Genomic DNA, 24993 nt, shown 5'->3' with positions numbered 1-24993 from the left:
CGCTGCGCGCGCCGCCCAGCCTACCCATCGGGTGGTGCCCGGTGGAAACGCCACTTTTCCCAGAACTGCGCGCGATCAGCGCAGCGCCACGTCCAGCACGAGCTCCCGTCCCTGCCGCACCACCGTCACCGGCACGGTCTCGCCGACGCGGTGCCGGTCCACCGCCACCACCAGCTCGTCCGCGGTGCTGACCTTGCGGTCGCCGACCCGGATGATCACGTCGCCCTCGGCGATGCCCGCCCCCGCGGCGGAACCGCCGTCGCGCACGTTGAGCACCTGGGCGCCGTCGGTGGTGCCGTCGTTCACGGACTTGGCGTTCACGCCGAGGTCGGCGTGCGCGGCCCGCCCGGTGCGGATCAGCTCCTGCGCGATGCGCCGCACGTCGTCGATGGGGATCGCGAAGCCCAGCCCGATCGAACCGCCCTCGCCACCGGAGCCGATGGTGCGGATACCGCTGTTGATCCCGACCACCGCGCCGTTGCCGTCCACCAGCGCGCCACCGGAGTTGCCCGGGTTGATCGCCGCGTCCGTCTGGATCGCGTCCACCACCGCGTTGGTGTCGGTGCCCTCCCCGGCCAGCCGCACCGGCCGGTGCACCGAGCTGACGATGCCGGTGGTGACCGTGCTGGCCAGGCCCAGCGGAGAACCGACGGCGATCACCTGGTCGCCGACCGCGAGGTCGCCGGAGCGGCCCAGCTGCGCCACCGTCGGGTTCGCCACCTCCACCTTGATCACGGCGAGGTCGGTCTTCACGTCCCGGCCCACGATCCGCGCGGGCACCCGGCTGCCGTCGCTGAACACCGCCGAGACGGTGGCCCCCGGCGTGTCCGCGGCCATCGACACCACGTGGTTGTTCGTGACGATGTAGCCGTCGCCGTCGATGACCACCCCGGAACCGCTGCCGCCCTGCGCGCCGACGTGCACCTCCACCGAGACCACGGCGGGCACGATGCGGCGGGCCACGGCGGACACCCCGCCGCTGGGCCGGTCCACGCCCGGCTCCACCTCGGCGAGCGTCACGTCCGGGTTGGTCAGCGGATTGCCCTCCTCGGCGGTGATCCGGCCGACGAAACCGCCGACCCCGGCCAGCAGCACGGCGACCCCGGCGAGCGCGGCCAGCGAGCGCGGCCGGACCCGGCGGCCGAACAGCACCTCGCGGGCGCTCAGCAGCGGACCGGGCCCGGGCTCGGGCGCCGCTTCCGGAGCGGCTTCGGAGACCGCGGGCGGGCCGATCACGGAGCTCGCCGACGGGTTGCGCCACGGGTCCTGGTCGCCGCGGTCGCTCCAGAACGAGGCGGGTTCGTCGGCCGGGGGAGCGGGCGGGGTCTCCCCGGGTTCGCGCTGCAGCGATTCGGCGGAACCCTGCGGACGGCCGAACGCCTTGACCAGCGCGTCCGGCGGGGGCGGGGCCTGCTCGACGCCGGGTGCGCGCTCGTCCGCCCCGGGCTGGAAGCTGCCGGAGACGCCGGCGGGCCTGCCGAAGACGGCGGCCTGGGCGGGATCGACCTCGGGGTGCCGCGGCGGCGCGTCCTGGGCCGGGCGGGAGACGTCCGCCGCGGGAACTCCGCGGGCGGGGGCGGCCGAACCCGGTTGCCACGGGTGCACCGCGTCGCCGTCGGGCGCGGAGGGGATCTCGTGGCGCTGGTCGTCCTGCGGCCGAGCCTGATCGGGTCGCACCGGGTCGGATCCCTGCGCGGGTTTCCTCGGCTGCTCGCTCATCGCTCCCCGGGCCTGCGAAGTCGTCGACACATCGGCATGCGAGTGGATCACACGAGGGCGACCGCCCGCGCACCGGTACGTCCTCATCCTGCCCAGTGCCAGGTGAAGTCCGCGTAGGAGCGGGGCGACGGCCCGGTGATCAGGGCTGCGCGGAAGCGGAGAGCAGCGGCGCGCCGGACGGCGTCACCGGGGCGTCGGCGCCCGGCGTCGCATCGGGCGGCGGCACCGGCGTCGTGGTCGAGGCGGGCGCCTCGGAGGGCGGAGTTCCACCTCGCTCGTCGAAGCGCGCCGAAGCGGGGATCAGCGCCGAGTCGTAGGCCTCGCCGGGCAGCGGCAGCGGCGGGCCCGCGTCGGTCGGTGGGAGCTGGTCGTCCGGGATGCTCACCAGCGCCAGCGCGCCGAGCACCAGGCCGGAGAACACGACCCCCGCACCCGCTCGCCTGCCGCGGCCACCGCGCGGTTCATCGGGCCGGGTCGAGCCGAGCGGTGCGCTGGACCCCATCGGCTGCCTGCCACCGCCGAGGGGAGTGCTGGAACCGAGCGCCGCGCCGGAACCGAACCGGCCGGGGCGCGCGCCCGGGTTGACCGCGACGAGCTGCCCCTCCTCGGTCAGCGCGAGCCCGTCGGGCTGCGCGGGGAGTTCGGCGCTCGACGGTATCGACTGCAGGGCTTGCAGCAGTCCGGCGGACATCGACGGGCACGACGCGGAGCGCACCGCCGCCCGGGCCTGCCGTTGGGCGGTGGCCTCGGCCGCGCAGGCCGGGCACCTGGCGAGGTGGGCGGCCGCGCGGTCGTGGGCGCCGGCGGTCAGCTCTCCGTCCACGAATGCCACGAGCGCGTCCAGTGCGAGGTGCTGTTCGGACAGCCCCCACCCCCGCCGAACCGTCATGCCGAGTCCTCCCGAGCCTGCTCCCGCCTAGCTTCCAACGTGGCCTTCAACATCTGCCTGCCGCGGTGGATCCTGCTGCGCACAGTACCGAGCTTCACCCCGAGGGTGGTCCCGATCTCCTCGTACGACAGCCCTTCCACGTCGCACAGCACCACGGCCGCGCGGAACTCCGGCGGCACCTCGTCCAGCGCGGCCTGCAGGTCCGGGTCCAGGTGCGTGTCGTAGAACACCTGCTCGGGGCTGGGGCCGGTGCTGGGCAGCCGGTCGGTGTCCTCGGGCAGGCCCTCCATGCGCAGCCGGGAGCGGCGCCGGGCCATGTCCAGGAAGAGGTTCGTGGTGATCCGGTGCAGCCAGCCCTCGAACGTGCCGGGCTTGTAGGACGCCAAGGAGCGGAAGACGCGGATGAACGTCTCCTGCGTGAGGTCCTCCGCGTCGTGCTGGTTGCCGGTGAGCCGGTACGCCAGCCGGTACACCCGGTCTGCGTGCTCCCGGACCACCTCGTCCCAGGACGGCGGCGTCCACGCCGCCTCCGCGACGGGTGCGGTGGCGACGGCGTGCTGGTCGGTTCGAACGGCCGGACTCATCGACTGTGTTGGCATCGGACGAGAAGCCACCTCCTGCGGCGTGTGCATCCGGGGAACGAACGCGGCCGCCGGTTTGTTCCCCGGCGGAGGCCGGGCGTGGCCGGTGGGGCGCGCGTTCCGCGTGCTGCCCTCGTTGCTGGGAGCGGCGGTCCGCTCCCGGTCGATACCCACTCTCGCGCGCGCTCGTGAGGGACGGATGAAAAGGCCCTGAGAGCAGCCTGAGAACCTGACGTTCACCTGATCGGCGCAAGATCCGACGTGATGCCGGAAACAGCCGTCTAACGATGTGCCGAACGGGGGCAACCGAACCGGCCGCTGAAGATAATCTTGCGCCTCGTGATACCCGAGACGTCGATCGGCACCGGTCCCCTGGACCGGCCGGGCAGCATGCTCGGCGACGCCCGCGGATCCATCGGGCACGCGGCCGACCCAGCGGAAGAGTCCATCGACGGGTCCGCGGGCGCCGCGCTGCGCTTCCTGGCGACCGTGCTGCGCGCGAAGTCCGTCGTCGAGGTGGGCTCCGGCACGGGAGCCTCGGCGAGCTGGCTGCTCCGCGGCATGGTGCCCGAAGGCGTGCTGACCTCGATCGACATCGACGCCGCCGCGCAGCACATCGCGCGCGAGGCGCTGGCGGCCCAAGGCGTCCCCCGGTCCCGCACCCGGTTCATCGCCGGGCTGGCCGAGCGGGTGCTGCCGAAGCTCACCGAGGGCGCCTACGACCTGGTGTTCGTCGACGCGATGCCGGCCAAGTACCCGGCGTTCCTCGAACTCGGCGCACCGCTGCTGCGTCCGGGCGGGGCCATCGTGTTCGCCGGGCCGGTCGACGCCGCGCAGCGGCAGGAGCCGCGCGCCCAGGCGCTGCGCGAGCTGACCAGGGCGGTGCGCGCGGACGAGTCGCTGGTGCCGGTGGCGCTGCCCGTCGGCGACGGCCTGCTGGCCATCGCCCGCACCGAGCAGTCGTGACCGCCGAGCAGCGGTGACCGCGCGAGCGGCAGCCGCGCGGCGGTGACCTCCCCTGAACGCGCGAGCGCCCGCCGACCCGGAACCGGGGCGGCGGGCGTTCGCGGGATCGATCAGGCCGGGGAGACCGACAGGAGTTGACCGGCGAGGCCGCGGGCCCGGGTGGACAGGCGCTTGGCGACGTCGGTGAGCACCTGCGCGGCGGGGGACTCGGGGGCCTCGACGACCAGCGGAGTGCCGCTGTCGCCCGCCTCGCGCAGCCGGGTGTCCAGCGGCACCTGGCCCAGCAGCGGGACCTCCGAGCCGACGGCGCGGCTCAGCGAGTCGGCCACGATCTGGCCGCCGCCGCTGCCGAAGACCTCCATGCGCTGCCCGTCGGGCAGTTCCATCCAGGACATGTTCTCCACGACGCCGGCGAGCCGCTGCCGGGTCTGCATGGCGATGGCGCCCGCGCGCTCGGCGACCTCGGCCGCGGCCTGCTGCGGAGTGGTGACGACGAGGATCTCGGCGTTCGGGATGAGCTGAGCGGTGGACAGCGCGATGTCCCCGGTGCCGGGCGGCAGGTCCAGCAGCAGCACGTCCAGGTCGCCCCAGAAGACGTCGGAGAGGAACTGCTGCAGGGCGCGGTGCAGCATCGGCCCGCGCCACACGACGGGCGTGTTGCCGGGGGTGAACATGCCGATGGAGATGACCTTCACGCCGTGCGCCTGCGGCGGCATGATCATCTTCTCGACCTGGGTGGGCTTGCCGCCCGAGCCGAGCATCCGCGGGACCGAGTGGCCGTAGATGTCGGCGTCGACCACGCCGACCGACAGCCCGCGCTTGGCCATCGCGGCGGCGAGGTTCACCGTGACGCTGGACTTCCCGACGCCGCCCTTGCCGGAGGCCACGCAGTACACGCGGGTCATCGAGCCGGGTTCGGCGAACGGGATGCGGGGTTCGTCGGCGTTGCCGCGCAGCTTCTTGCGCAGCTCGGAGCGCTGCTCGTCGCTCATCACGTCGAGCTCGACGGTCACCGCCCGCACGCCTTCGACGGCACCGACCGCGGTCTCGACCCGCTGCGTGATCGTCTCCCGCATCGGGCAGCCCTGGACGGTCAGGTACACGCCGACGGCGACCGCGCCGTCCTCGACGGCCACGGATTTGACCATGCCGAGATCGGTGATCGGCTTGTGGATCTCCGGGTCCTCGACCTGGGTGAGGGCCTGGCGGACGGCCTCTTCGGTGGGAGCGGAGTGCGTGCTGGTCACGGTTGCGGTGACACCGACCCTTCCTGCGGCTGTGCTTGCCCTCGATGCTACGGACCGACCGTCGATGTTACGGGCCGGTAGCTCCGGGAACACCGGCGAGGTGCGCAGCGTGTGACGGCCCACCGGGGCGTCCGGATCGCGTCCGCGGGTGCGCTCGGAGGTGGCGGAACAGCCCTGTGCGCTGGTTTATTCCAGGCACCGGTCCCGACGTGCTCACATCTGGGAAATGCGGGGGCGCTTCGCATTCGTGTGACTGCCCTCCGTAGTATCACTCATCGTGACCGAGACGGGTCTTGATCGATTACCCACTCGTGGCGAGCTGCTGGCCTATCGAACCTTCCTGCGCGCGCACGCCCGCGTCACGCGCTGCCTGGAAGGAGATCTGATCGCCGAGCAGCGGCTGACGCTGGCCGCCTACGACGTGCTGCAGGCGCTCTACGAAGCGCCCGAGCGCAGGCTGCGCATGACCGAGCTCGCGGACGCCGTGCTGCTGTCCAGGTCCGGCGTGACGAGACTGGTCGACCGCCTGGAGCGGATCGGTCTGGTCAGTCGCGTCCGGGTCGATTCGGACGGCAGGGGGGTACTCGCGGTGATCACCGAGGCCGGCGAAGGCCGGTTGCGCACCGCATCCAGAACGCACCTCGGTGGAGTGACCCAGTACTTCCTTTCGGTGACTGAGCCGCGGGAGCTGGAGGAGTTCGCCCGGACCTGCGAGAAGCTCGCCGCCGGCGGCGTTCCGGCCCCGCCGGGGCAACGCGCCCAGGCCTGATCGCGCGCCCGCCGCCGCGATCACGCGTCCTCGCGGCCCTCCGCGCCCTGGCGGCGGCGCCGCGCGCCCGCGCTCTCGGTGCCGGGCAGCTCGTCGCGCAACCGGTCGAGCTCGCCGCGCAGGTAGTCGCGGGTGGCGACCTCGCCGATCGCCAGCCGCAGCGCGGCCAGCTCCCGCGCCAGGTACTCGGTGTCGGCCTTCGTCTGCTCGGCCCGCGCGCGGTCCTCCTCCAGCGACACCCGGTCCCGGTCGTCCTGCCGGTTCTGCGCCAGCAGGATCAGCGGCGCCGCGTACGAGGCCTGGGTGGAGAACGCCAGGTTCAGCAGGATGAACGGGTACGGGTCCCAGCGCAGGCCCACCGCGAACAGGTTCATCGCGATCCAGCTGATCACGAACACCGTCATCCAGAACAGGAACTTCCCGGTGCCGAGGAAGCGGGCCACGCGTTCGGAGATCTGGCCGAACAGCTCCGGGTCGAAGTCCACGGTGAACCGGCGCGGCATCCGGGGCTGGTCGAGCCGCCGCCGGGACAGCAGTTCAGGCATCGTCGCTCGCTTTCGGTGCGTCCGGGGAGTTCCGGTCGTCGGGCAGCCCGCTCTCCCGCCAGTTCTCCGGCAGCAGGTGGTCGAGCACGTCGTCCACCGTGACCGCGCCGATCAGGTGCTCCTGGTCGTCGAGCACCGGCCCGCACACCAGGTTGTAGGCGGCGAAGTAGCGGGTCACCTCGGCCAGCGTCGCCGTCGGCGGCAGGCTCGCCAGGGTGGTGTCCAGCGCGCCCGCCACCAGCGTCGACGGCGGTTCGCGCAGCAGCCGCTGGATGTGCACGCAGCCCAGGTAGCGGCCGGTGGGCGTCGCCGACGGCGGGCGGCAGACGAAGACCATGCTGGCCAGCGCCACCGGCAGCTCCGCGTTGCGCACCATCGCGAGCGCCTCGGCGATGGTGGCGTCCGGGCCGAGGACCACCGGCTCCGGTGTCATCAGGCCGCCCGCGGTGTCCGCCGAGTAGGCGAGCAGGCGCTTCACCGGGGCGGACTCGGCGGGCTCCATCAGCTCCAGCAGCCGGTTCTTGTCCACTTCGGGCAGTTCGGCGAGCAGGTCGGCGGCGTCGTCGGGGCTCATGGCCTCCAGCACGTCCGCGGCCCGGTCCTCCCCGAGGTGCCCGATCAGGTCCTTCTGGTCGTCCTCGGGCAGTTCCTCCACGACGTCGGCGAGCCGTTCGTCGTCGAGCGCCTCGGCCACCTCGTAGCGGCGCTTCGCGGGAAGTTCGTGCAGCGTGCTGGCCACGTCCACGGCGCGCATCGTGTCCAGCAGGGCCAGCAGCTGCGCCACGCCCTGCGGCCGGTCGGTGAGCTCCGCGGCGGCGAGCCCGGTGATCTGGTCCCACTCCACCACCTGCACCGGACCGCGCCTGCCGAGCCGCCCGGTGCGCTCCCGGACCGCGAGCCTGCTGATCCGCCAGTCGCGGGTGCGGGTCTGCTCCAGCGCCGCGTCCACCAGCACCGCCGAGGCGCCGGTGGCGGCGAGGGTGACCTTCGCGTCCAGCAGCTGCCCGAGCACCAGCACCTCGTTGGGCCGCTGGTGGAACTGGCGGGTGTTGACCGAGCCGGTGGCGAGGGTGACCGCGTTCGGCTCGACGCGCACCACCCGCAGCATCGGCACGAAGATCCGCCGCCGCGCCGCCATCTCCATCACCAGGCCGAGGATCCGCGGCGGCTGCCCGGCGGCGCGCAGCCCGGCGACGACGTCGCGCACCTTGCCGATGGACTCGCCGTCCGGGCCGAACACGGCGAGCCCGGCGACCCGCGCCGCGAAGACCCTGGTTGTGGCTGCCACGCTGATCAGGCTAGTCGCCGGGCCGGTGCCGGGCAGTCGCGGCGACCGGGGTCACAGCCGGTGCGGTGCGGTCCGTGGTAGAGAGCTGGGTGCCCGTGCCCGATGAGGAGGTTCCCCGTGGTCGATCGCCGACGTGCCCGCCGCAGCTGCCTGGCCGTTCCCGGTTCCAGCGCCAAAATGATCGACAAGGCCCGCGGGCTGGCGGTGGACTCGTTCTTCCTGGACTTGGAGGACGCCGTGGCCCCGCTGGCGAAGGCGGAGGCCCGCGGCCGGGTCGCGGCCGCGCTGAACGAGGGCGGCTGGGACGGCAAGATCCGCTCGGTCCGGGTCAACGACCTCACCTCGCAGTGGACCTACCGGGACGTGGTGGAGGTCGTGGAGACCGCCGGGGAGAACCTGGACACCATCGTGCTGCCGAAGGTGTCCACGCCGGACCACGTGCGCTGGCTGGACCTGACGCTGACCCAGGTGGAGCGCGCCACCGGCCTGGAAGTCGGCCGGATCGGCGTCGAGGCGCAGATCGAGGACGCGCGCGGACTGGCCGAAGTGGACGCCATCGCATCGGCGTCGCCGCGCGTCGAAGCGCTGGTGTTCGGCCCCGCCGACTTCATGGCCTCGATCGGCGTGCGGTCCATGGTGGTCGGCGAGCAGCCGCCCGGCTACGACGTGGGCGACGCCTACCACTACGTGCTGATGCGGATGCTGGTGGCGGCGCGGGCGCACGACGTGCAGGCGATCGACGGGCCGTACCTGGCGATCAAGGACGTCGAGGGGTTGCGGCGGGTCGGCGGCCGCTCCGCGGCGCTGGGCTTCGACGGCAAGTGGGTGCTGCACCCGGCGCAGGTGGACGCGGTGAACGAGCTGTTCTCGCCGCGCCAGGCGGACTACGACCACGCGGAGAACGTGCTGGACGCCTACGAGTGGCACACCTCGGAGGCGGGCGGCATGCGCGGCGCGGCGATGCTCGGCGACGAGATGATCGACGAGGCCTCCCGGAAGATGGCGCTGGTCATCGCGGGCAAGGGCCGCGCCGCGGGCATGTCCCGCACCGACCGCTGGACCCCGCCCACCGGGTGATGACCTGCGCCGCACCGCCCGTGTGGGCGATCCCGGGGCCGGTGCGGCGCGGTACGTTCTGATCAACAGTGATCGCCGGAGCCGCCGCTGGACGAACCGGCCCCGGCGTGCGGGTCGACCGAGGGGGCGGCGACGTGGCGGATCGGGAACCGGTGGGCGAACCGGGAGAGCGCGAACCGGACGCGGCGCGGACCGGCGCGGAGAACGACCAGGAGCTCCGGCTGGCGCTGGCGATGCGCGGCGGGGCGAGCCTCGCGGTGTGGATCGGCGGTGCCGTCGCCGAGATCGACCTGCTGCGCTGCGCGACGTCCCGGTCGGACCGGCCGGCCGTGGACCGGGCGGCCGCGGACCGGGCGGGACGGGTCGAACCGCCCCGGGCGGAGCGGACCGACGACGACGTCGAGCACCCGTGGGCGGCGCTGGCCGGGCTCGCCGGCTACGACTCGGTGTCGGTGGACGTGCTCGCCGGGGCGTCGGCGGGCGGGCTGAACGCGACGCTGCTGGCCGCCTCGATCGTCTACGGCATGCCGTTCGAGGACATGCGCGAGCTGTGGGTGCGGCTCGCCGACCTGGAGGCGATGAGCCGCGCGGTGCCGAAGTTCTGGCACCGCAGGCCCGATTCGCTGCTGGAGGGCGACGACTACTTCCGCGCCGAACTGGCCCGGCTGATCACCGAGCTCACCCCGCACCCGCGGGACGCCCGCAACCTCGGGTCCCGGCTGGACCTGCTGCTCACCGCGACCCTGCTGGACCCGGTGCTGGAGCGGCACTTCGACGGCCGCTCCGGGCCGCTGGTCGAGCAGCGCCGCACCGCCATGTTCCGGTTCCGGCACCGCGGTCGCTCCGGGCAGCCGCTGTCGGACTTCGGCACCGGACCCGACTTCCCGGCGACCGCGCTGCGGATGGCGCAGGCGGCGCGCGCCACCTCCTCGTTCCCGTTCGCGTTCGAACCCGCGCAGGTGCACGCGAGCATCGGCGGGGCACCGGCCGGACAACCGGACATGCTCGGGGTGTTCTCCGAGACGACCACCGATCCGCGCCCGTACCGGGTGATCGACGGCGGGGTGCTGGACAACATCCCGGTGACCGCGGCCGTGGAGGCGATGGCCGCGGTGCCCACCGAGCGGCCCAGCTCGCGCTGGCTGCTGTACCTCAACCCGGAACCGGAGACGGTCGGCGAGGGCAGGCCGCTGAGCAGGCAGCTGGCGCTACCGGTGGCCTCCACCGCGATGAGCGCCCGCATGTCGCAGGAGTCGCTGCTGGCCGACATCCACGCGCTCGACGAGCACAACGCGGCGGTGCAGCGCACCGAACTGCGCCGCAGGTCCGTGTTCGCGCCGCTGCTGGCCGCCGCCCCCGCCGTCCGCGAAGCGGAGCTGCTGGCCCAGGCCGCGCGGGTCGAAGCGGAGTACGCGGTGGTGCGCGCGGAGCTGGACGCCCAGGCCGTGGTGCGGCTGCTGGTCGAACCCGCGGGCAGCGAGGACGGCAGGCTGCTGCCGCCGGTGGTGGGCGAACCCCTCGAAGGCTGGTCCCCGCAGGTCCGCACCGTGCTGGGGCGCCGGCTGGGCGCGGGACTGGCCGGGCTGGCGGCCGCGGACCCGGGACGGGTGTTCGACGACGTGCGCGGGCTGCACTCCGGGGTGCAGGAGTGCCTGGACTGGGCGCGGGACATCGGCCGCTGGGCCGAGGCGGAGCAGCTGCCGGTGATCGGGCGCTGCAAATCGGAGCTGTACCGGCTGCGCACCTTCGCCCAGGTCCTGGAGGGCCACGCCGACCGGTACTGGGTGGACGGCGCCCGGCACGAACCGATCGTCGAGCTCGGGGAGATGTCGGACTGGGTGCTGCGGGTCGCCGACCGCCGGGACCGGCTGCAGCACCGGCTGCCGTCCCCGGTGCGGCCGCTGCTGGGCGCGGTGCTCGACGAGGTGGGCCGGGGGGAGCGGTTCCAGCGCGCGCTGGAGGAGTTCGCCGCCGAGCTCGCGTCGATCGCCGAGTCCTCCGGCGCCGACGCGGTGCCCGAGGACGAGCACGGGGTGGACGCGGTGGCGGAGGCGCGGGTGGTGCTGCACCGCATCGCCGACCGGCTCGCCGCCGCGGCCCCGCCGCGCGGGGACGGCGAGCGGTTCGGGGCGCGCTCGCCCGGGCACTCCCCGGAGCGCGCCGCCTCCCCCGAGCAGGTCGGCTACGCGCTGCTGGAGCGCACCGAGCGGCGCCCCGCCGTGCTCCGCGCGCTGGTGGTGCTGACCGCGCCGCTGGACGTCGGCCGTTCGCCGGGCGACCGGATCAACCTGCTGCGCGTCGTCAGCGATGCGCGCTCCCCGCTGCCGTTCGACGCGCTGCGCACCGGCGGCGAGCTGCAGGTCGAGGACAAGGTGCGCGGTGGCGACCTGGGCAACTTCGGCGCGTTCCTGTCCGCGCGGTGGCGCGCGAACGACTGGATGTGGGGGCGGCTCGACTCGGCGTCGGCGCTGGTGGGGCTGCTGCTGGTCCCGGCGCGGCTGCTGCGGCACAGCGGCGGCCTCGGCCCGGAGGGCATCGCGGACCGGCTGCGGGAGATCGTCACCACCCCGACCCGCGCGGAGCTCGGCGACGCCGCCGGTTCCGAGCGGTGGCGGGCGTTCCTGGCCGAGCTGTGGGAGCGGCACGCCGACCAGGTGCGCGCCGAGCTGGCGGCCATGTTCGCCGACCCGGTCGACGAGCACCCGCTGACCCGCACCAAGGAACTCGTCGTGGAACGGCTGCACTGGACGATCGCCGCCCAGGAGGTGCCGTTCGTCGCGACCGTCGCACCCGGCGCCGACCCGGGCGAGCCCGCGCTGCCGGACATCCCCGAACCGGAGCCGCTCGCCGACGAGGTGCGGCGCTACTCGGTCGGCCGCGAGCGGGTGGCGGACCTCGGCGAGCCCCGGCTCGCCTCGATGGCGACCCGGGCCGGGCTGGTGGCCTACCGCGCGGTGCGGCCGGGCACGGCGGGCGTGCTGCGGCTGCTGGGGCGGGTGGCGACGACCGTGGTGAAGCCGGTGCTGCTGCTGGCGGTGCTCGCGGTCGCCGCGCCGCGCCGCGTGGCGCTGGCGGCGTTGCTCGGCGCGACGGCCGTGGTGCTCAGCGGGGTGGCCCCGGCCGGATCCGATGCGCTGTTCCCGCGGGAAGTCTCGCTGAGCTGCCCGGCCGTGCCGCCAGCGGATCCGGACGGCACGACCTACTGCATGGGCTGGTACCCGGGCGCGTCGGCCGGGGACCGGATCGCGGTGCTGCCGCCGGACTCCTCGGCGGTCGCGGCGCTGCGGCCGTTCACCTTCGACCCGTTCCAGATGAACGCGGGCGTGCTGCTGGCGCTGATCGTGGTCGCCGCTTCCGCGCTGTGGCTGGGCTTCCGGTCGCTGAGCCGGGGCCGGGGCGCGGCCCGCTGGCTGCCCGCCGCGCTCACCGCGGTGGTGGTGACCGCGGCGGTGGTGTGGATCGCCGACACCGGGCTGACGCTCGGACCGCAGGGGCTGGTGCTTACGGCCGTGGCGGTGAACTTCCTGCTCTCGCTGGGACTGCGGCCGTGGGGCCGGGCCGTGGCGGCGCTGCTGTCGGCGGCCGTGTTCACCACGGCGCTGTGGCTGGTGGACCCGCCGGTGGGCGAGGTCGGGTGGCTGGTGCCCACCGCGATCGCGGCCGCCTACGCGCACATGGTGCTGCTGTCCACGGTGGACCTGCTGCGGCCCCGCCCGCGCCCCGAGCACGGCGCCGAGCGGTCCGGGACGGCGGGCGGCGCCGGTTCCGCCCGATCGGAGGTGGTTCGCGGCGAACCGGCCGCAGGCCCCCGAACACTATGATCAGCGAGGTGAGCGACTACCCGGCCGGCCCGGTGCAGGCAGGCGTCCCGTACCAGCTGCTCGCCCGCGACGCCCGGCACCGCTGGTGGCGGCCGCTGGTGGCGCTGCTGGTGTTCGCGGTGCTGGCCTTCGTGCTGCTGCTGGTCGCCATGCTGGTGCTGGCCGCGTTCGTGCTGTACCCGGCGGGCTTCGGGGACGTGCGGATCGCGGCGCTCGTGCGGGACCCGGAGTCGGTCGAGACGCTGGTGCGGGATCCGTTCGTGCTGCTGTTCGTCTCCTTCGGGGCGCTGGTCTCGCTGATCCCGGCGGCGGTGCTCACCGCGCTGTGGGTGCAGCGGCGCAGCCCGCGGCAGCTGATCGGGGTCACCGGCCGGTTCCGCCGGCGGTGGTCGGCGGAGTGCCTGCTCGCCGCCCTCGCGGTGTTCGCCGTCGCGTTCGCGGTCTCGGCGCTGCTGACCTGGATCACCGGGGGTTCGTTCGGCCCCGGGTTCCCCGGCTGGGCCGACTACGGGCGGGTGGCGCTGCTGGCGCTGGTGGTGGTGCCGGTGCAGAGCGCCGCCGAGGAGTTCGCCTTCCGCGGGTTCCTGCTGCAGGCGGTGAGCGCCTGGTTCCGCACCCCGTGGCCCGCGATCGCACTGACCTCGCTGCTGTTCCTGCTCGGCCACGGCTACACCGATCCGCTGGTGTGGTGCCAGCTGCTGGTGATGGCGGTGTCGATGTGCTGGCTGGTGGTGCGCACCGGCGGCCTGGAGGCGGCGATCGCGCTGCACGTGGTGAACAACTCGCTGAGCCTGCTCGTCGGCGGCCTCGGCGGGGTACCCGGTATCGAGCAGGCCGGGGACTTCCCCGTCGGCGACGTGCTGCCGTTCATCGCGGCGATCCTGGCCTACGCCTGGTGGGTGGATCGGCGGGCGGCGCGCCGCGGCGCGTGGAACGTCACCGGCGGCCGGGTGGAGCTGCGGCCGTGGTCGCTGCGCCCCGCCACCCAAGACGATCTCCGGCCCGAGGTGTCGGGGTAGCCTGGAGGTGGGGACGATAGGGGACGAATCGGGCTCCTGCCGGTCCCGCCAGGAAGTGCGCTCCACGGAGGTGTCAGCGGTGTCCTACCCGTTTTCCGGCTCGGCTCGGCCGGCGCCGGGTTCACCGAGCAGCATGCCCACCCCGCCGACGGGGTGGCCGATCGGCTCGTACGGCACGTACGAGGAGGCGCAGCGCGCGGTCGACCACCTGGCCGGCTCGGACTTCCCGGTGCGGGAGGTGACCATCGTCGGTGTCGACCTGATGCTCGTGGAGCGGGTCACCGGCAAGTTGACCTGGGGCAAGGTGCTGGCCGGTGGAGCGGCCTCCGGGGCGTGGATCGGGCTGCTCATCGGCCTGGTCATGAGCATCGCGTCGCCGCAGGGCACCGGCGCGCTGAGCTCGATGCTGGCCGGGCTGGGCGGCGGCATCCTCATCGGCGTCGGGTTCGCCGCCGCCGGGTACGCGGCGATGCGCGGGCGGCGGGACTTCTCCTCGGCGAGCCAGCTGGTCGCGGGGCGCTACGACGTGCTCGCCCAGCCCCGGCACGCCGAGCACGGCCGGAACCTCCTCGCGCACCTGGCGATGCGGCCGCAAGCCTCCCCGTGAGCTCGTCCGGCGCGGGCGGCGTAGCGTCCGCCCGGAACGCGTTCGCGGCCCCGCCGCGGCGGAGCATCGCCGCGGGCGGCGGTCAGCTGCCGTAGTGGTAGCGGCAGGCGGCGATCTGGATCTGGTCTTCGTGGACCCGGTACACCAAGCGGTGCTCATCGGTGATGCGGCGCGACCAGAACCCGTGCTTGAGCGGTTCCGGTTTGCCGATGCCCTCGTTCCCGTTCCGTTCGACGTCCTTGAGCAGCGTGTTGATCCTCTTGAGGACCTTGCGGTCCTGGGTCTGCCACCAGACGTAATCCGCCCACGCGTTCTCGTCCCAGACCAGCTTCATTCGACGAGGTCCCGCGTGGTGCCCCCGCCGTGCTCCAGCCGTTCGATCGAGGCCAGCAACCTGCGGGCGTTCTCCGGGCTCTTGAGCAGGTAGGCCGTTTCCTTCAGCGACTCGTAGTCGTCCAGCGCGACCATGACGACCGCTTCGTGCCCGGCCCTCGTGATCACGACCTCCTCGCGGTCGTCGACCACGGAGTTCAGCGTTTCGGCGTACTTCGCGCGGGACTCGGAGTAGGACATGGTCTTCATCGGTCACCTCCATGACGTACGGAAAACTGTACGCCTCTTCGTCTCGTATCGGGACCCCGCGCCGTCCGGGACGTCCGCACTGATGGGGGCTTGTCGCGGGTGTCGGCGGCGCCCTAGGTTGCTGGCACCGCACTGATCATCGGTGCGGCGGTGGCGTGCGGCGGGGCGCGGGCACACGGCCTCGGGCGCACCTGCGCGAGCAGACCGGGAGGTCCGACCACGGTGAGGGTGCGCAGACGCGGTGGGGGCGCGGTCCGGTCGATCGCGGCGTGGGGCGCGGCGGTGGTGGCGGCTTCGGCGCTGAGCGCCTGCGCGGCCCCGCGGCACGACGACGTCGTCAACCTGTACTACGCGCCGGAGGAGCACCTCCAGACCGTCGTCGACCGGTGCAACGACCAGGCCGACGGCCGGTACCGCATCGTCTACCACAAGCTGCCGCGCGACGCGGACGGCCAGCGGGAGCAGCTGGTGCGCAGGCTCGCCGCGCAGGACGACGGCATGGACGTGCTCGGCCTGGACACCACCTGGACCGCGGAGTTCGCCCGCGCCGGCTGGGTCCGCGAGTGGACCGGCGCGGAGCGGCGGCAAGCCGAGGCGGGCACCCTCGCCGGGCCGCTGGCCTCGGCCCGCTACGGCGGGAAGCTGTTCGGGGCGCCGAAGAACACCAACGTGCAGCTGCTCTGGTACCGCTCCGACGTGGTGGACCGGCCGCCGCGCACCTGGGACGAGATGATCGAGCAGGCCCGGCGCTTCGAGGCGGCGGGCGAGCCGTCGACGATCCTCATCCCGGGCGCCCAGTTCGAGGGCTACGTGGTGCAGTTCAACACCCTGCTCGCCTCCGCCGGCGGGAAGCTGATCTCCGACGACGGGACCCGCGCCGTGGTCGACGAGGGCGCGGTGCGCGCGCTGGAGCAGCTCAAGGCCCTCGCCGATTCCGGGCTCACCAGCCCGTCCATGTCGAACTCGCAGGAGGACGACGTCCGGCTGGAGTTCCAGCAGGGCGACGCGGCGTTCCAGCTGAACTGGCCGTTCGCGTACCCGTCGATGCAGGAGGACGCGCCGGACATCGCGCGGAACGTGCGCTGGGCCCGCTACCCGAGCTCCGACCCGGCGCGGCCCAGCAAGGTCACCCTCGGCGGGTTCAACCTCGCCGTCAGCGCCCACTCGCCGAACCCGCAGGCGTCCTTCGCCGCCGCGCTGTGCCTGCGCAGCCCGGACAGCCAGCGGTTCTCCGCGATCCACGACGGGGTGCCGCCCACCATCGAATCCGTCTACGCGGCCCCGGAGATGGCCGCCGAGTACCCGATGCGCGACACCATCCTGGAAGAGCTGCGGGACCCGGCGATCCGCCCGATCACGCCCGCCTACCAGAACGTGTCCACGGTGCTGTCCAAGCTGCTGTCCCCGGCGTCGCGGATCGACCCGCCGCGCACCGCCGAGCGGATCCGCACCGAGGTGCAGGACGCCCTGGACTCGCGGGGGGTGCTGCCGTGATGTCCGCCGTCGACGAGGCGAAGCGCGCCGAGCGCAGGCTCGGCTGGGCGCTGTGCGCCCCGGCCGCGCTGGTGATGCTCGCGGTCACCGGCTGGCCGATCCTGCACGCGGTGTGGCTGTCGTTCCAGCGCTACGACCTCAAGTACCCGGACCAGCGCGAGTTCGTGGGCCTGGAGAACTACCTGACGGTGCTGTCCAACCAGTACTGGTGGACGGCGTTCGGCACCACGCTGCTCATCGTCGCCACCCAGCTGGTGATCGAGTTCGTGCTGGGCATGGCGCTGGCGCTGATCATGCACCGGGCGGTGATCGGGCGCGGCCTGGTGCGCACCGCCAGCCTCATCCCGTACGGGATCGTCACCGTCGTCGCCGCGTTCAGCTGGCGCTACGCGTGGACCCCGGACACCGGCTACCTGGCGAACCTGTTCGCCGCGGACGGCGCGCCGCTGACCGAGCGCGGCAGCGCGCTGGCGATCATCGTGCTGGCCGAGGTGTGGAAGACGACGCCGTTCATGGCGCTGCTGCTGATGACCGGGCTGGCGCTGGTGTCCGAGGACCTGCTGGAGGCGGCGCAGATCGACGGCGCCTCCCGGTGGCAGCGGTTCACGAAGGTGATGCTGCCGGTGATGAAGCCGGCGATCCTGGTGGCGGTGCTGTTCCGGACGCTCGACGCGTTCCGGGTCTTCGACAACATCGTGGTGCTCACCGACGGGGCGCAGGACACCTCCTCGGTGTCGGTGCTGGCCTACAACAACCTGATCAAGGGCTTGAACCTCGGCATCGGCTCCACCATGTCCGTGCTGATCTTCCTGGCGGTGGCGCTGATCGCGTTCCTGTTCGTGAAGCTGTTCGGTGCGGCCGCGCCCGGCGCGGACGAGGACGGGGGCCGCCGATGAGCCGGAAACCGGCCGACACCGCCAAGTGGACGGTGCTCAACGCGGTGGTGGTGGCGTACGCGCTGGTGCCGGTGCTGTGGATCGTGTCGCTGTCGTTCAAGACCTCCGCGGGTCTCAGCGACGGCCGGTTCATCCCGGCGGAGTGGACGCTGGCGAACTACGCGGCGATCTTCCAGACCGGCGAGTTCCTGCGCGCGCTGGCCAACTCGATCGGCATCGCGCTGATCGCCACGACGATCGCGGTGGTGCTGGGCGCGATGGCGGCCTACGCGATCGCCCGGCTGGACTTCCCCGGCAAGCGGGCGCTGGTCGGGGTGTCGTTGCTCATCGCGATGTTCCCGCAGGTCTCGCTGGTCTCGCCGCTGTTCGAGGTCGAGCGGACCCTCGGGCTGTTCGACACCTGGCCGGGGCTGGTGCTGCCGTACACCACGTTCTCGCTGCCGCTGGCGATCTACACGCTGTCCGCGTTCTTCCGCGAGATCCCGTGGCAGCTGGAGGAGGCGGCCACGATGGACGGCGCCACCCCGGGACAGGCGTTCCGGAAGGTGATCGCGCCGCTGGCCGCGCCCGGGGTGTTCACCACGGCGATCCTGGTGTTCATCTTCTGCTGGAACGACTTCCTGTTCGCGATCTCGCTGACCTCGACGGAGGCGTCCCGCACGGTGCCGGTGGCGCTGCAGTTCTTCACCGGCGACTCGCAGTTCGAGGACCCGACCGGGACGATCGCCGCCGCGGCCGTGGTGATCACGGTGCCGATCGTGCTGTTCGTGCTGCTGTTCCAGCGGCGGATCGTCTCCGGGCTCACGTCCGGGGCGGTCAAGGAGTGAGCGCGGCCCGCCCGACCGCCGGCCGAACGGGCCGTCCGCGCTCCGCGCGATCAGGTGGTGCCGGCGAACTCTTGGACCCAGTAGTGCCCGTAGGTGCTGCTCGGGTCGTAGGCGTGCCCGACGCCGATGCCGGTGAACCTGCAGTCGAGGATGTTCGCCCGGTGCCCGGGACTGGTGATCCACTGGTGGAAGGTCTCGGCGGCGGCCGCGTTGCCGGCGGCGATGTTCTCGCCCAGTACCTCGGCGCGCGGCAGCACCTCGGCGCGCGGCAGCGCCCGGACGGGGGAGACGGCGTCGGAGTGCGCGAAGTAGTTCTGCTCGGCCATGTCCGCCGCGTGCGCCTGCGCGGAGTGCTCCAGCTCGGGTGCGGGCGCGAGCGGGCCGCAACCGGCCTCGGCCCGGACCTGGTTGGTGCGGTCCACGATCTCGGCGGTGAGCGCGTCGAGCCGGGACTCGTCCGCGTGGGCGGGCGCGCCGGGGACGAGCAGCAGCGAGCACAGCAGGATCGATCGGGCGTGCCGGGCGAACATCCGCACCACTCCTCGGGTCCAAGGGGTTCCAGGTGCGGACAGTTCTAACCCGCTTTTCGGCGCGGCGGCCGGGAAATCCACGCAACGGGTGATCCGCGAACGCGTGCGGATCACCCGAACGGGAATTCGATCGACTGGGTCCACAGTGGACCCGAGGAATTCAGCCCTGCTGCGCGATGATGATGAACAGCGTCAGGATCCACCCCATCAGCAGGGTGGTCAGCAGGGCGAGCTTGTTGGTGGCGAGACGAGTCATGGCGGTGCCTCCCGGCAGCGTGAGAATGATCGATGCGAATGTCGTCTCACGATGTGGGGGCGGCGGTGCCGCAACGGTGATCAGCGCACGGCGGGCGTGCGCGGCGAGGCGGACAGCGCGTCCCACATCGCGCCGGGTTTTCGCCCCCGGCGCGGCGACCTGGGACTTCGCTCCGGCGCCACGTTCCCCGATCCGCTCAGCGGCAGCCTGCGGGTGAACACCCGCCGCCCCATCGCACTGCGGCGCACGACGATCGACATGACTACCTCCTCACTTCTTCCCGGCGCGCACCGGAATCCTCACGGCGGCGAATCGTTCGGGGAGAGCGCTCGCGGCGCGCAACCGCGGCGGTCGAACCTCTGCGGACTACATCGCCCGGATGATCGAAAACGTTACGGCACGCGCTCACAGCCATTTGTTCCGCCGGAAGATCTTGAACAGCGTCAGGCAGGCCAGCATCATCACCAGCAGCGTCGCCGGATAGCCGAACGTCCACTTCACTTCCGGCATGTTCTCGAAGTTCATCCCGTAGATCCCGGCGATCATCGTCGGCGTCGACACGATCGCGACCCACGCGGAGATCTTGCGCATGTCGGTGTTCTGCTGGAGCGTGATCTTGGCGAGCGTCGCGTCCACCAGCGTGGTCAGCAGCTCGTCGAACGAGGCCACCCGCTCGGACACCGTCGTCAGGTGGTCCTCGACGTTGCGGAAGTAGGAGCGCACCTCCTCCGGCACCATCGGCGTGTAGCCCTCGGCCAGCCGCTGCAGCGGTTTCGCCAGCGGCATCACCGCGCGGCGCAGGTCCATGACCTCGCGCTTCATCAGGTAGATCTGCTCGGCCTCGATCTTGGTGCGCGGCGCGAACACGGCGGCTTCCATCTCGTCGATGTCGTCCTGGATGGCCTCGGTGACCTCCAGGTACGTGTCCACCACGTGGTCGGCGATGCCGTGCAGCACCGCGGCCGGACCCAGCCGCAACTGCTCCGGGTCGGTCTCCAGCTGCGAGCGGACCTGGGCGAGGCTGGCGTGCTTGCCGTGCCGGACCGTGATCACGAAGTCGCGGCCCACGAACGCCATCAGCTCACCGGTCTCCACGATCTCGCTGGTCGCGGTGAGCCTCTCGTTGGCGATGTAGCGCACCGTCTTGAGCACCATGAACAGCGTGCTGTCGTAGCGCTCCAGCTTCGGCCGCTGGTGGGCGTGCACCGCGTCCTCGACGGCCAGCTCGTGCAGCCCGAACGTCTCGGCCAGCCCGTTGAGCTGCGCCTCGTCCGGCTCGTGCAGCCCGATCCAGACGAACCCGGCGCCGCGCCTGCGCACCTCGTCGATCGCCTCGGCGTGCGACCGGTCGCCGGGCAGCCGCACTCCGTCCACGTACACGCCGCAGTCGACGACGTAGGCGGGCGGGGGAGCGGGAGCGGGCGCGGTGCGACCGCTGTGGCGCGCTGCGCGGTTGCGCAGGCCGAGCGAGGGAAGGCTGGGCACGGCGACCTCCAAGGGCGGGAATCGGATCTCGGGTGATCTCGACCGCGCATCCCCACCGGCGCCGATGGGCACCTGGAACCGGCCTAGCCGCAGGCCTCCCAGGCGGGGATGCGGTTGGTACTGCTCGGAAGCGCGCTGTCGGCACCGCCGCTCACAATCCCTCACCTCCTTCTGCCCGACTCGCCGTGCGCGAGTGGTCCGGACCGGCCAACGGTTCACGATACTCGTCGTTCTCGGTACGGGCGGCGGCGGTGCCGGGTGTGCTGGGACACGGCGAAACGGGTGAACTTCTGCCGCGCGCACGCCGGGAACGCCCTGGATTTCGCCCGGATCGCGCCGATTGTGCGAACTGCCGGATCCGCCGGTTTCAGCTCCGGGCGGACGGGCCCGGGAGCTGCCCCCAACCCCGCAAGGCCGCGGCGAGCCCGTCGGTCAACCGGTGTTCGGCGTCGAGTGTGGCAAAGCTCGCAGCGTCCGCCCACATCGCGTCGGCCGCGTCGTCGCCGGGCGAAAGCACCACGTCATCGGCCCGGCACGCGTAGTCGTGGATGTCGAACGTCCCGGTCGGGGCCGGGCGCAGCACCCGCCCCAGCCACCTGCCGACGATCACGGAGAGTCCCGTTTCCTCCGATAGTTCGCGCCGTACCGCCGAACGATCGGTTTCTCCGGGCTCCACCTTGCCGCCGGGCACCGACCACCGGCCCCTGCCGGGTTCGTTGGCCCTTTTCACCAGCAGCAATCGTCCGCGCGGGTCATGCACGACGGCGCCGACGCACCGGATCAGCGGTCCGTTGGTTATGCTCACCGACACGGAGGGTAGTTGATCCGGACGGTTCGGCTAACGACTGACCCAAGTGCGGGACAATGCTGCCCTACAGCCGCCGAGTGCGGTACAACAGATCGGCAGGCGCCAGCGTGTTCAATGGCTTTTCGGACGGGGTGTATCGCAGTGAACCTTAAGAAGATCCTGACTTGGGCCGGGGTCGCGTTCCTCCTCTTCTTCCTCTTCTCCGCCCCACAGCAAGCCGGTGACCTGGTGAACAACATCCTGGGAAGCCTCCAAGAGGCTGCGCAGGCGGTCATCACCTTCATGCAGAACATCTTCGTGTAGCAGCGCCGAAGGGCGGTTGACGTGTTCGCGCCGAGGGATCCCGACGAGTACCTGCTCGACACCGAACGCCGGGTCATCCGGCTCCGCAGACACTGGGCGAGCCTGGTCTGGGAACTGTTCGAGGCGATCGGGTTGCTGGTCGGCGTGGTCATGGTGTCCCAACTGCTGCCGCAGGACACGAGCCTGCCGCAGAACGTGCTCTGGTACGCGGGCCTCGTCGTGCTGCTCCGGTTCACCTACCAGGTGCTGGACTGGTACGTGGAGCGGATCGTCGTCACCGACAAGCGGTTCCTGATCGCGGAGGGCATCTTCACCACCAACGTGGCGATGATGCCGATCGGGAAGGTCACCGACCTGACCTTCCAGCGGACCCTCGCCGGGCGCATGTTCGGCTACGGCACGTTGGTGGTCGAGTCGGCCGGGCAGATCCAGGCGCTGAACCGGATCGAGTACGTGCCCAACCCGGACGAGGTGGAGGACGCGATCTCCTACCTGGTGTTCGGGGAGAAGAAGGCCCAGCAAGAGCGTTTCTCCATGCTCAAGGCCCGTCGCGCGGCGGTGGGCAAGAAGAAGGCCAAGCTTCCGAGCTGAACCGGTCGCTGCCGAGCCGGGGTCGCGGGATCTCCCGCGGCCCCGGCTCTTCTTCGTGGGCTGGTTCGGGAGGTACCGGGACCATCGGCGAGACTGTGCCCAGCGGAAGACCGGTCCGCCGGGCCGGTCGAGCAGCCGGGCCTTCGCCGCAGCGGCGGGACCTCCGCGGCGACCGCAGCCCGCCGCCGGTCGACGGACCGGCCCGAACGGAAAGGCCACGCTTGCGCATCGACCTGCACGCCCATTCCACCGAGTCCGATGGCACCGACACGCCCGCGGAGCTCGTCGACGCGGCGATCGGAGCGGAGCTGGACGTCGTCGCGATCACCGATCACGACACCACGGCGGGCTGGGCGGAGGCGGCGGACACCGTGGCCGCCCGTGCCGGCCGGATCCGGGTCGTCCCGGGAGCGGAGCTGTCCTGCACGTGCCCGGACGGGACCGGCCGCGACATCACCGTCCACCTGCTGGCGTACCTGTTCGACCCGACGTCCGCGGCGCTGGTCGCCGAGCAGTCGAGGTTGCGGGCGGAGCGGCGCGGCCGGTTGCGGGAGATGGCCGAGCGGATGGAGGCCGAGGGCTTCCCGGTCGACGCGGACGAGCTGATGGCGGGCCTGCCGCCGGATTCGCCGGGCGGCAGGCCGCACCTGGCGCGGCAGCTGGTGCGCGCCGGCATGGTGGCCAGCGTCGACGAGGCCTTCGCCCGGTACCTGGGCAGCAGCGGCCGCTACTACCTGCCGCGCACCGACACCCCCGTGCTGCGGGCGATCGAGATGATCGCGGACGCCGGCGGGGTCACCGTGCTGGCGCACCCGTTCGCGCGTGCCCGCGGCCGGGTGGTGAACGCCGAGGTGGTGGCGGAGCTGGCCGCGCGCGGCATGACCGGCATCGAGGTGGACCACCCGGACCACGACGAGCCGACCCGGCAGGAGCTGCGGGAGCTCGCCACCGAACTGGACCTGGTGCCGACGGGCAGCAGCGACTACCACGGCACGAACAAGACGATCCGGATCGGGCAGGAGACCACCGCCCCGGAATCGCTGCGGCGCTTGATCGACAAGAGCAGCGGCAGCGAGGTGTTCACCGCGGGATGACCGCCGTGATCAGCTGATCCGGTGAGTTCCGAGCGCCGCGCGGGGGGAAACGCGACGCGACGGTCCGGCTGCGTAGTGTGGTGCGAGTGCAGGGACAGCTCGGCCTCGAAGGCATCCCCGGCAAGCTCGTCCGGGTCACTCCCGCGAAGCTCGCGAACTGGGAAGGTTGCCCGCGCAAGTTCCGGATGGCCTACTTGGACCGGCCCGCCCCGGCGCGTTCCGGTGCCCGGGCCAACGCCACGCTCGGCGCCGTCGTGCACAACGCGCTGAAGGCGTTCTTCGAACTCCCGCCCGCCCAGCGGACCGCCGAGAAGGCGGTGCTGCTGGTCCGGCAGTGCTGGAAGGACGACGGCTTCGCCGGCCGGGTCCAGGCCGCCCGCTACCGGGAACGCGCCGAGCGGTGGGTCGCCGACTACGTCGAACGGCTCGCCCCCGGGACGGAACCGGTCGCGGTGGAGCGGTGGGTCTCGGCCTCGGTGGGCTCGATCATCGCCGAGGGCAGGGTGGACCGCATCGACCGGCGTAACGGCGAGCTGGTCATCGTCGACTACAAGACCGGCAGGCGCGCGGCCACCGACGAGGACGCCCGGGAATCGCGGGCGCTCGCCCTGTACGCGGTCGCCGCGCGGCGGACGCTGCGCGCACCGACCGGGCGGGTCGAGCTGCATCACCTGCCCAGCGGGCAGGTCGGGGCGTGGGAGCACACCCGGGCCTCCCTCGACGAGCACGTGGAACGGGCCGAGCGGCTGGCCGGGGAACTCCAGGCCGCCTCCGACTCGTTCGAGGGGGGAGCGACCGGGCCGGACGTGTTCCCGGCGAACCCCGGCGGGCGCTGCGCGTGGTGCGAGTTCCGCGCGCACTGCCCGGAAGGACAGCAGGCCGCGCCCGCCGCCGAACCGTGGGCCGGGTTGGCCGAGTGACGGACCAGAGGAACGACGACATGGACATGCCCCGCCGAGCGCAGCAGGAGGCCGCGCGCGGAGGTGCTCGGCACCGGCCCGCGCCGCAGACGCTGCGCCGCCCGCGCCCGGCGGCCGGATCCCGGCCGGCCGAGGGCGCGGAGCAGCCGGGGACCGTGCCGTTCCGCTCGGAGTCCCCGACCCGCCCCCGGCGGCAGCGGGTCGAGTGGCACGACGAGGACGAGTTCGACGCGGACGGCGCCGAGGCCGCGACGGTGCGCGGGCACCGCGGCGGCGCGGGCACCCGGATCGGGACCTGGTTCCGCGGGTTGACCGGGTCGCTGGCGCTGGGGCTGCTGCTGGTGGCGCTCGCGCTGATCGGCGTGCAGGTGTGGGCGACCCGGCAGGGGCAGGACGGCCCCGGCACCACCATGATCATTTCGCATGCGGTGGCGGCGGTGCTGGCACTGGTGCTGCAGCGTTTCGCCGATCGGAACCGGGACCGCCGCGGCGCGGCGGCGCTGCTGGCGTTGCTGGTGGCGGTGTTCGGCACCCTCTGGTTCTGGTGGTGGCTGTAAGGCCCTCGAGATCCGCGCTCGGCGTCGTCCGCAGGTGCTGCGGGGCCACCGCCGACCGGCTGGGCGATCCTGGTGCGGGCGGTGCGGGGACGCCGCGGGCCGCGCTCGTCCCGAGCACCGGC

General features: G+C 72.7%; 26 protein-coding genes. 14 read left to right on the top strand and 12 right to left on the bottom strand.

What is annotated here, in order from left to right; genetic code table 11:
- Window positions 1–75 precede the first annotated feature (75 nt).
- From H1226_RS24310 to sigE, 3 genes are all read right to left on the bottom strand, one after another.
- The gene (locus H1226_RS24310) at window positions 76–1719 is read right to left on the bottom strand and encodes a S1C family serine protease (RefSeq protein ID WP_258343014.1); all 1644 of its coding nucleotides are present in this window, start codon (window positions 1717–1719) and stop codon (window positions 76–78) included.
- Window positions 1720–1858: 139 nt separating this feature from the next.
- Window positions 1859–2608: a zf-HC2 domain-containing protein gene (locus H1226_RS24305; RefSeq protein ID WP_258343005.1), complete on the bottom strand. Its 750-nt coding sequence runs from the start codon at window positions 2606–2608 to the stop codon at window positions 1859–1861.
- On the bottom strand, window positions 2605–3192 hold the full coding sequence (sigE, locus tag H1226_RS24300; RefSeq protein WP_258343003.1) for an RNA polymerase sigma factor SigE: 588 nt from the start codon (window positions 3190–3192) through the stop codon (window positions 2605–2607). The genes H1226_RS24305 and sigE overlap by 4 nt, the downstream gene beginning before the upstream one ends.
- Window positions 3193–3528: 336 nt before the next feature.
- Here sigE and H1226_RS24295 point away from each other — a divergent pair, with 336 nt between their 5' ends.
- Window positions 3529–4155 (top strand): O-methyltransferase, encoded by a 627-nt coding sequence (locus H1226_RS24295; protein WP_258343001.1) that lies wholly within the window; start codon window positions 3529–3531, stop codon window positions 4153–4155.
- Window positions 4156–4265: 110 nt separating this feature from the next.
- On the opposite strand, the gene H1226_RS24290 is transcribed toward H1226_RS24295, so the two are convergent.
- Window positions 4266–5402: an Mrp/NBP35 family ATP-binding protein gene (locus H1226_RS24290; RefSeq protein WP_224956037.1), complete on the bottom strand. Its 1137-nt coding sequence runs from the start codon at window positions 5400–5402 to the stop codon at window positions 4266–4268.
- Between the two features lie 277 nt (window positions 5403–5679).
- Here H1226_RS24290 and H1226_RS24285 point away from each other — a divergent pair, with 277 nt between their 5' ends.
- Complete coding sequence (locus tag H1226_RS24285) at window positions 5680–6171, top strand: MarR family winged helix-turn-helix transcriptional regulator (protein ID WP_258342998.1); 492 nt, start codon at window positions 5680–5682, stop codon at window positions 6169–6171.
- A 20-nt stretch (window positions 6172–6191) separates the two neighbouring features.
- Here H1226_RS24285 and H1226_RS24280 read toward each other — a convergent pair whose 3' ends face one another.
- Both H1226_RS24280 and H1226_RS24275 read right to left on the bottom strand, forming a co-directional pair.
- Window positions 6192–6716: a DUF1003 domain-containing protein gene (locus H1226_RS24280; protein ID WP_224956035.1), complete on the bottom strand. Its 525-nt coding sequence runs from the start codon at window positions 6714–6716 to the stop codon at window positions 6192–6194.
- Window positions 6709–8004, bottom strand: coding sequence for a magnesium transporter MgtE N-terminal domain-containing protein (locus tag H1226_RS24275; RefSeq protein WP_224956034.1), 1296 nt, complete (start codon window positions 8002–8004; stop codon window positions 6709–6711). Before H1226_RS24275 ends, H1226_RS24280 begins: the two co-directional genes overlap by 8 nt.
- 102 nt (window positions 8005–8106) lie before the next feature.
- On the opposite strand from H1226_RS24275, the gene H1226_RS24270 reads away from it, so the two are divergent.
- From H1226_RS24270 to H1226_RS24255, 4 genes are all read left to right on the top strand, one after another.
- Window positions 8107–9081, top strand: coding sequence for an HpcH/HpaI aldolase/citrate lyase family protein (locus H1226_RS24270; RefSeq protein ID WP_373689982.1), 975 nt, complete (start codon window positions 8107–8109; stop codon window positions 9079–9081).
- 152 nt (window positions 9082–9233) lie between these two features.
- Window positions 9234–12902, top strand: a complete 3669-nt coding sequence (locus H1226_RS24265; protein ID WP_258342986.1) for a patatin-like protein — start codon at window positions 9234–9236, stop codon at window positions 12900–12902.
- Between the two features lie 8 nt (window positions 12903–12910).
- The gene (locus H1226_RS24260) at window positions 12911–13921 is read left to right on the top strand and encodes a CPBP family intramembrane glutamic endopeptidase (RefSeq protein WP_258342985.1); all 1011 of its coding nucleotides are present in this window, start codon (window positions 12911–12913) and stop codon (window positions 13919–13921) included.
- A 79-nt stretch (window positions 13922–14000) separates the two neighbouring features.
- Complete coding sequence (locus tag H1226_RS24255) at window positions 14001–14528, top strand: general stress protein (protein WP_224956030.1); 528 nt, start codon at window positions 14001–14003, stop codon at window positions 14526–14528.
- An 82-nt stretch (window positions 14529–14610) separates the two neighbouring features.
- On the opposite strand, the gene H1226_RS24250 is transcribed toward H1226_RS24255, so the two are convergent.
- Window positions 14611–14862, bottom strand: a complete 252-nt coding sequence (locus H1226_RS24250) for a Txe/YoeB family addiction module toxin (protein WP_258342983.1) — start codon at window positions 14860–14862, stop codon at window positions 14611–14613.
- Window positions 14859–15110, bottom strand: a complete 252-nt coding sequence (locus H1226_RS24245) for a type II toxin-antitoxin system Phd/YefM family antitoxin (RefSeq protein ID WP_258342982.1) — start codon at window positions 15108–15110, stop codon at window positions 14859–14861. The genes H1226_RS24250 and H1226_RS24245 overlap by 4 nt, the downstream gene beginning before the upstream one ends.
- Before the next feature lie 222 nt (window positions 15111–15332).
- On the opposite strand from H1226_RS24245, the gene H1226_RS24240 reads away from it, so the two are divergent.
- Genes H1226_RS24240 through H1226_RS24230 form a run of 3 tightly spaced genes read left to right on the top strand, consistent with a single transcriptional unit; the run spans window position 15333 to window position 18327 of the window.
- The gene (locus tag H1226_RS24240) at window positions 15333–16604 is read left to right on the top strand and encodes an ABC transporter substrate-binding protein (RefSeq protein ID WP_258342981.1); all 1272 of its coding nucleotides are present in this window, start codon (window positions 15333–15335) and stop codon (window positions 16602–16604) included.
- Window positions 16604–17500, top strand: coding sequence for a carbohydrate ABC transporter permease (locus H1226_RS24235; RefSeq protein WP_258342980.1), 897 nt, complete (start codon window positions 16604–16606; stop codon window positions 17498–17500). Before H1226_RS24240 ends, H1226_RS24235 begins: the two co-directional genes overlap by 1 nt.
- Window positions 17497–18327, top strand: a complete 831-nt coding sequence (locus H1226_RS24230) for a carbohydrate ABC transporter permease (RefSeq protein ID WP_258342978.1) — start codon at window positions 17497–17499, stop codon at window positions 18325–18327. The genes H1226_RS24235 and H1226_RS24230 overlap by 4 nt, the downstream gene beginning before the upstream one ends.
- Window positions 18328–18377: 50 nt before the next feature.
- On the opposite strand, the gene H1226_RS24225 is transcribed toward H1226_RS24230, so the two are convergent.
- The 4 genes from H1226_RS24225 to H1226_RS24210 all read right to left on the bottom strand — a co-directional run bounded on the left by H1226_RS24225 (window position 18378) and on the right by H1226_RS24210 (window position 21403).
- The gene (locus H1226_RS24225; RefSeq protein ID WP_258342975.1) at window positions 18378–18857 is read right to left on the bottom strand and encodes a CAP domain-containing protein; all 480 of its coding nucleotides are present in this window, start codon (window positions 18855–18857) and stop codon (window positions 18378–18380) included.
- A gap of 336 nt (window positions 18858–19193) precedes the next feature.
- Window positions 19194–19373 (bottom strand): hypothetical protein, encoded by a 180-nt coding sequence (locus tag H1226_RS24220; protein WP_224956023.1) that lies wholly within the window; start codon window positions 19371–19373, stop codon window positions 19194–19196.
- Between the two features lie 145 nt (window positions 19374–19518).
- A complete protein-coding gene (corA, locus tag H1226_RS24215) occupies window positions 19519–20598 on the bottom strand; it encodes a magnesium/cobalt transporter CorA (protein ID WP_258342973.1) in 1080 nt (359 codons plus the stop codon).
- A gap of 367 nt (window positions 20599–20965) precedes the next feature.
- Complete coding sequence (locus tag H1226_RS24210; RefSeq protein ID WP_258342971.1) at window positions 20966–21403, bottom strand: NUDIX hydrolase; 438 nt, start codon at window positions 21401–21403, stop codon at window positions 20966–20968.
- A 144-nt stretch (window positions 21404–21547) separates the two neighbouring features.
- Here H1226_RS24210 and H1226_RS24205 point away from each other — a divergent pair, with 144 nt between their 5' ends.
- The 5 genes from H1226_RS24205 (at window position 21548) to H1226_RS24185 (ending at window position 24871) form a co-directional block, all read left to right on the top strand.
- Window positions 21548–21709 (top strand): hypothetical protein, encoded by a 162-nt coding sequence (locus H1226_RS24205; RefSeq protein ID WP_224956020.1) that lies wholly within the window; start codon window positions 21548–21550, stop codon window positions 21707–21709.
- 21 nt (window positions 21710–21730) lie between these two features.
- Window positions 21731–22300, top strand: a complete 570-nt coding sequence (locus H1226_RS24200; RefSeq protein WP_224956019.1) for a PH domain-containing protein — start codon at window positions 21731–21733, stop codon at window positions 22298–22300.
- 221 nt (window positions 22301–22521) lie between these two features.
- Window positions 22522–23394 (top strand): PHP domain-containing protein, encoded by an 873-nt coding sequence (locus tag H1226_RS24195; protein ID WP_258342962.1) that lies wholly within the window; start codon window positions 22522–22524, stop codon window positions 23392–23394.
- An 86-nt stretch (window positions 23395–23480) separates the two neighbouring features.
- On the top strand, window positions 23481–24314 hold the full coding sequence (locus tag H1226_RS24190; RefSeq protein ID WP_258342960.1) for a RecB family exonuclease: 834 nt from the start codon (window positions 23481–23483) through the stop codon (window positions 24312–24314).
- A complete protein-coding gene (locus H1226_RS24185; protein ID WP_258342959.1) occupies window positions 24311–24871 on the top strand; it encodes a hypothetical protein in 561 nt (186 codons plus the stop codon). The genes H1226_RS24190 and H1226_RS24185 overlap by 4 nt, the downstream gene beginning before the upstream one ends.
- The last annotated feature ends 122 nt before the right edge of the window (window positions 24872–24993 follow it).

The organism is Saccharopolyspora gregorii (assembly GCF_024734405.1).
Classification (GTDB): Bacteria; Actinomycetota; Actinomycetes; order Mycobacteriales; family Pseudonocardiaceae; genus Saccharopolyspora_C; species Saccharopolyspora_C gregorii.
Note: the sequence above shows the minus strand (reverse complement) of the source record. Positions and strands in the feature narration are given on the sequence as shown.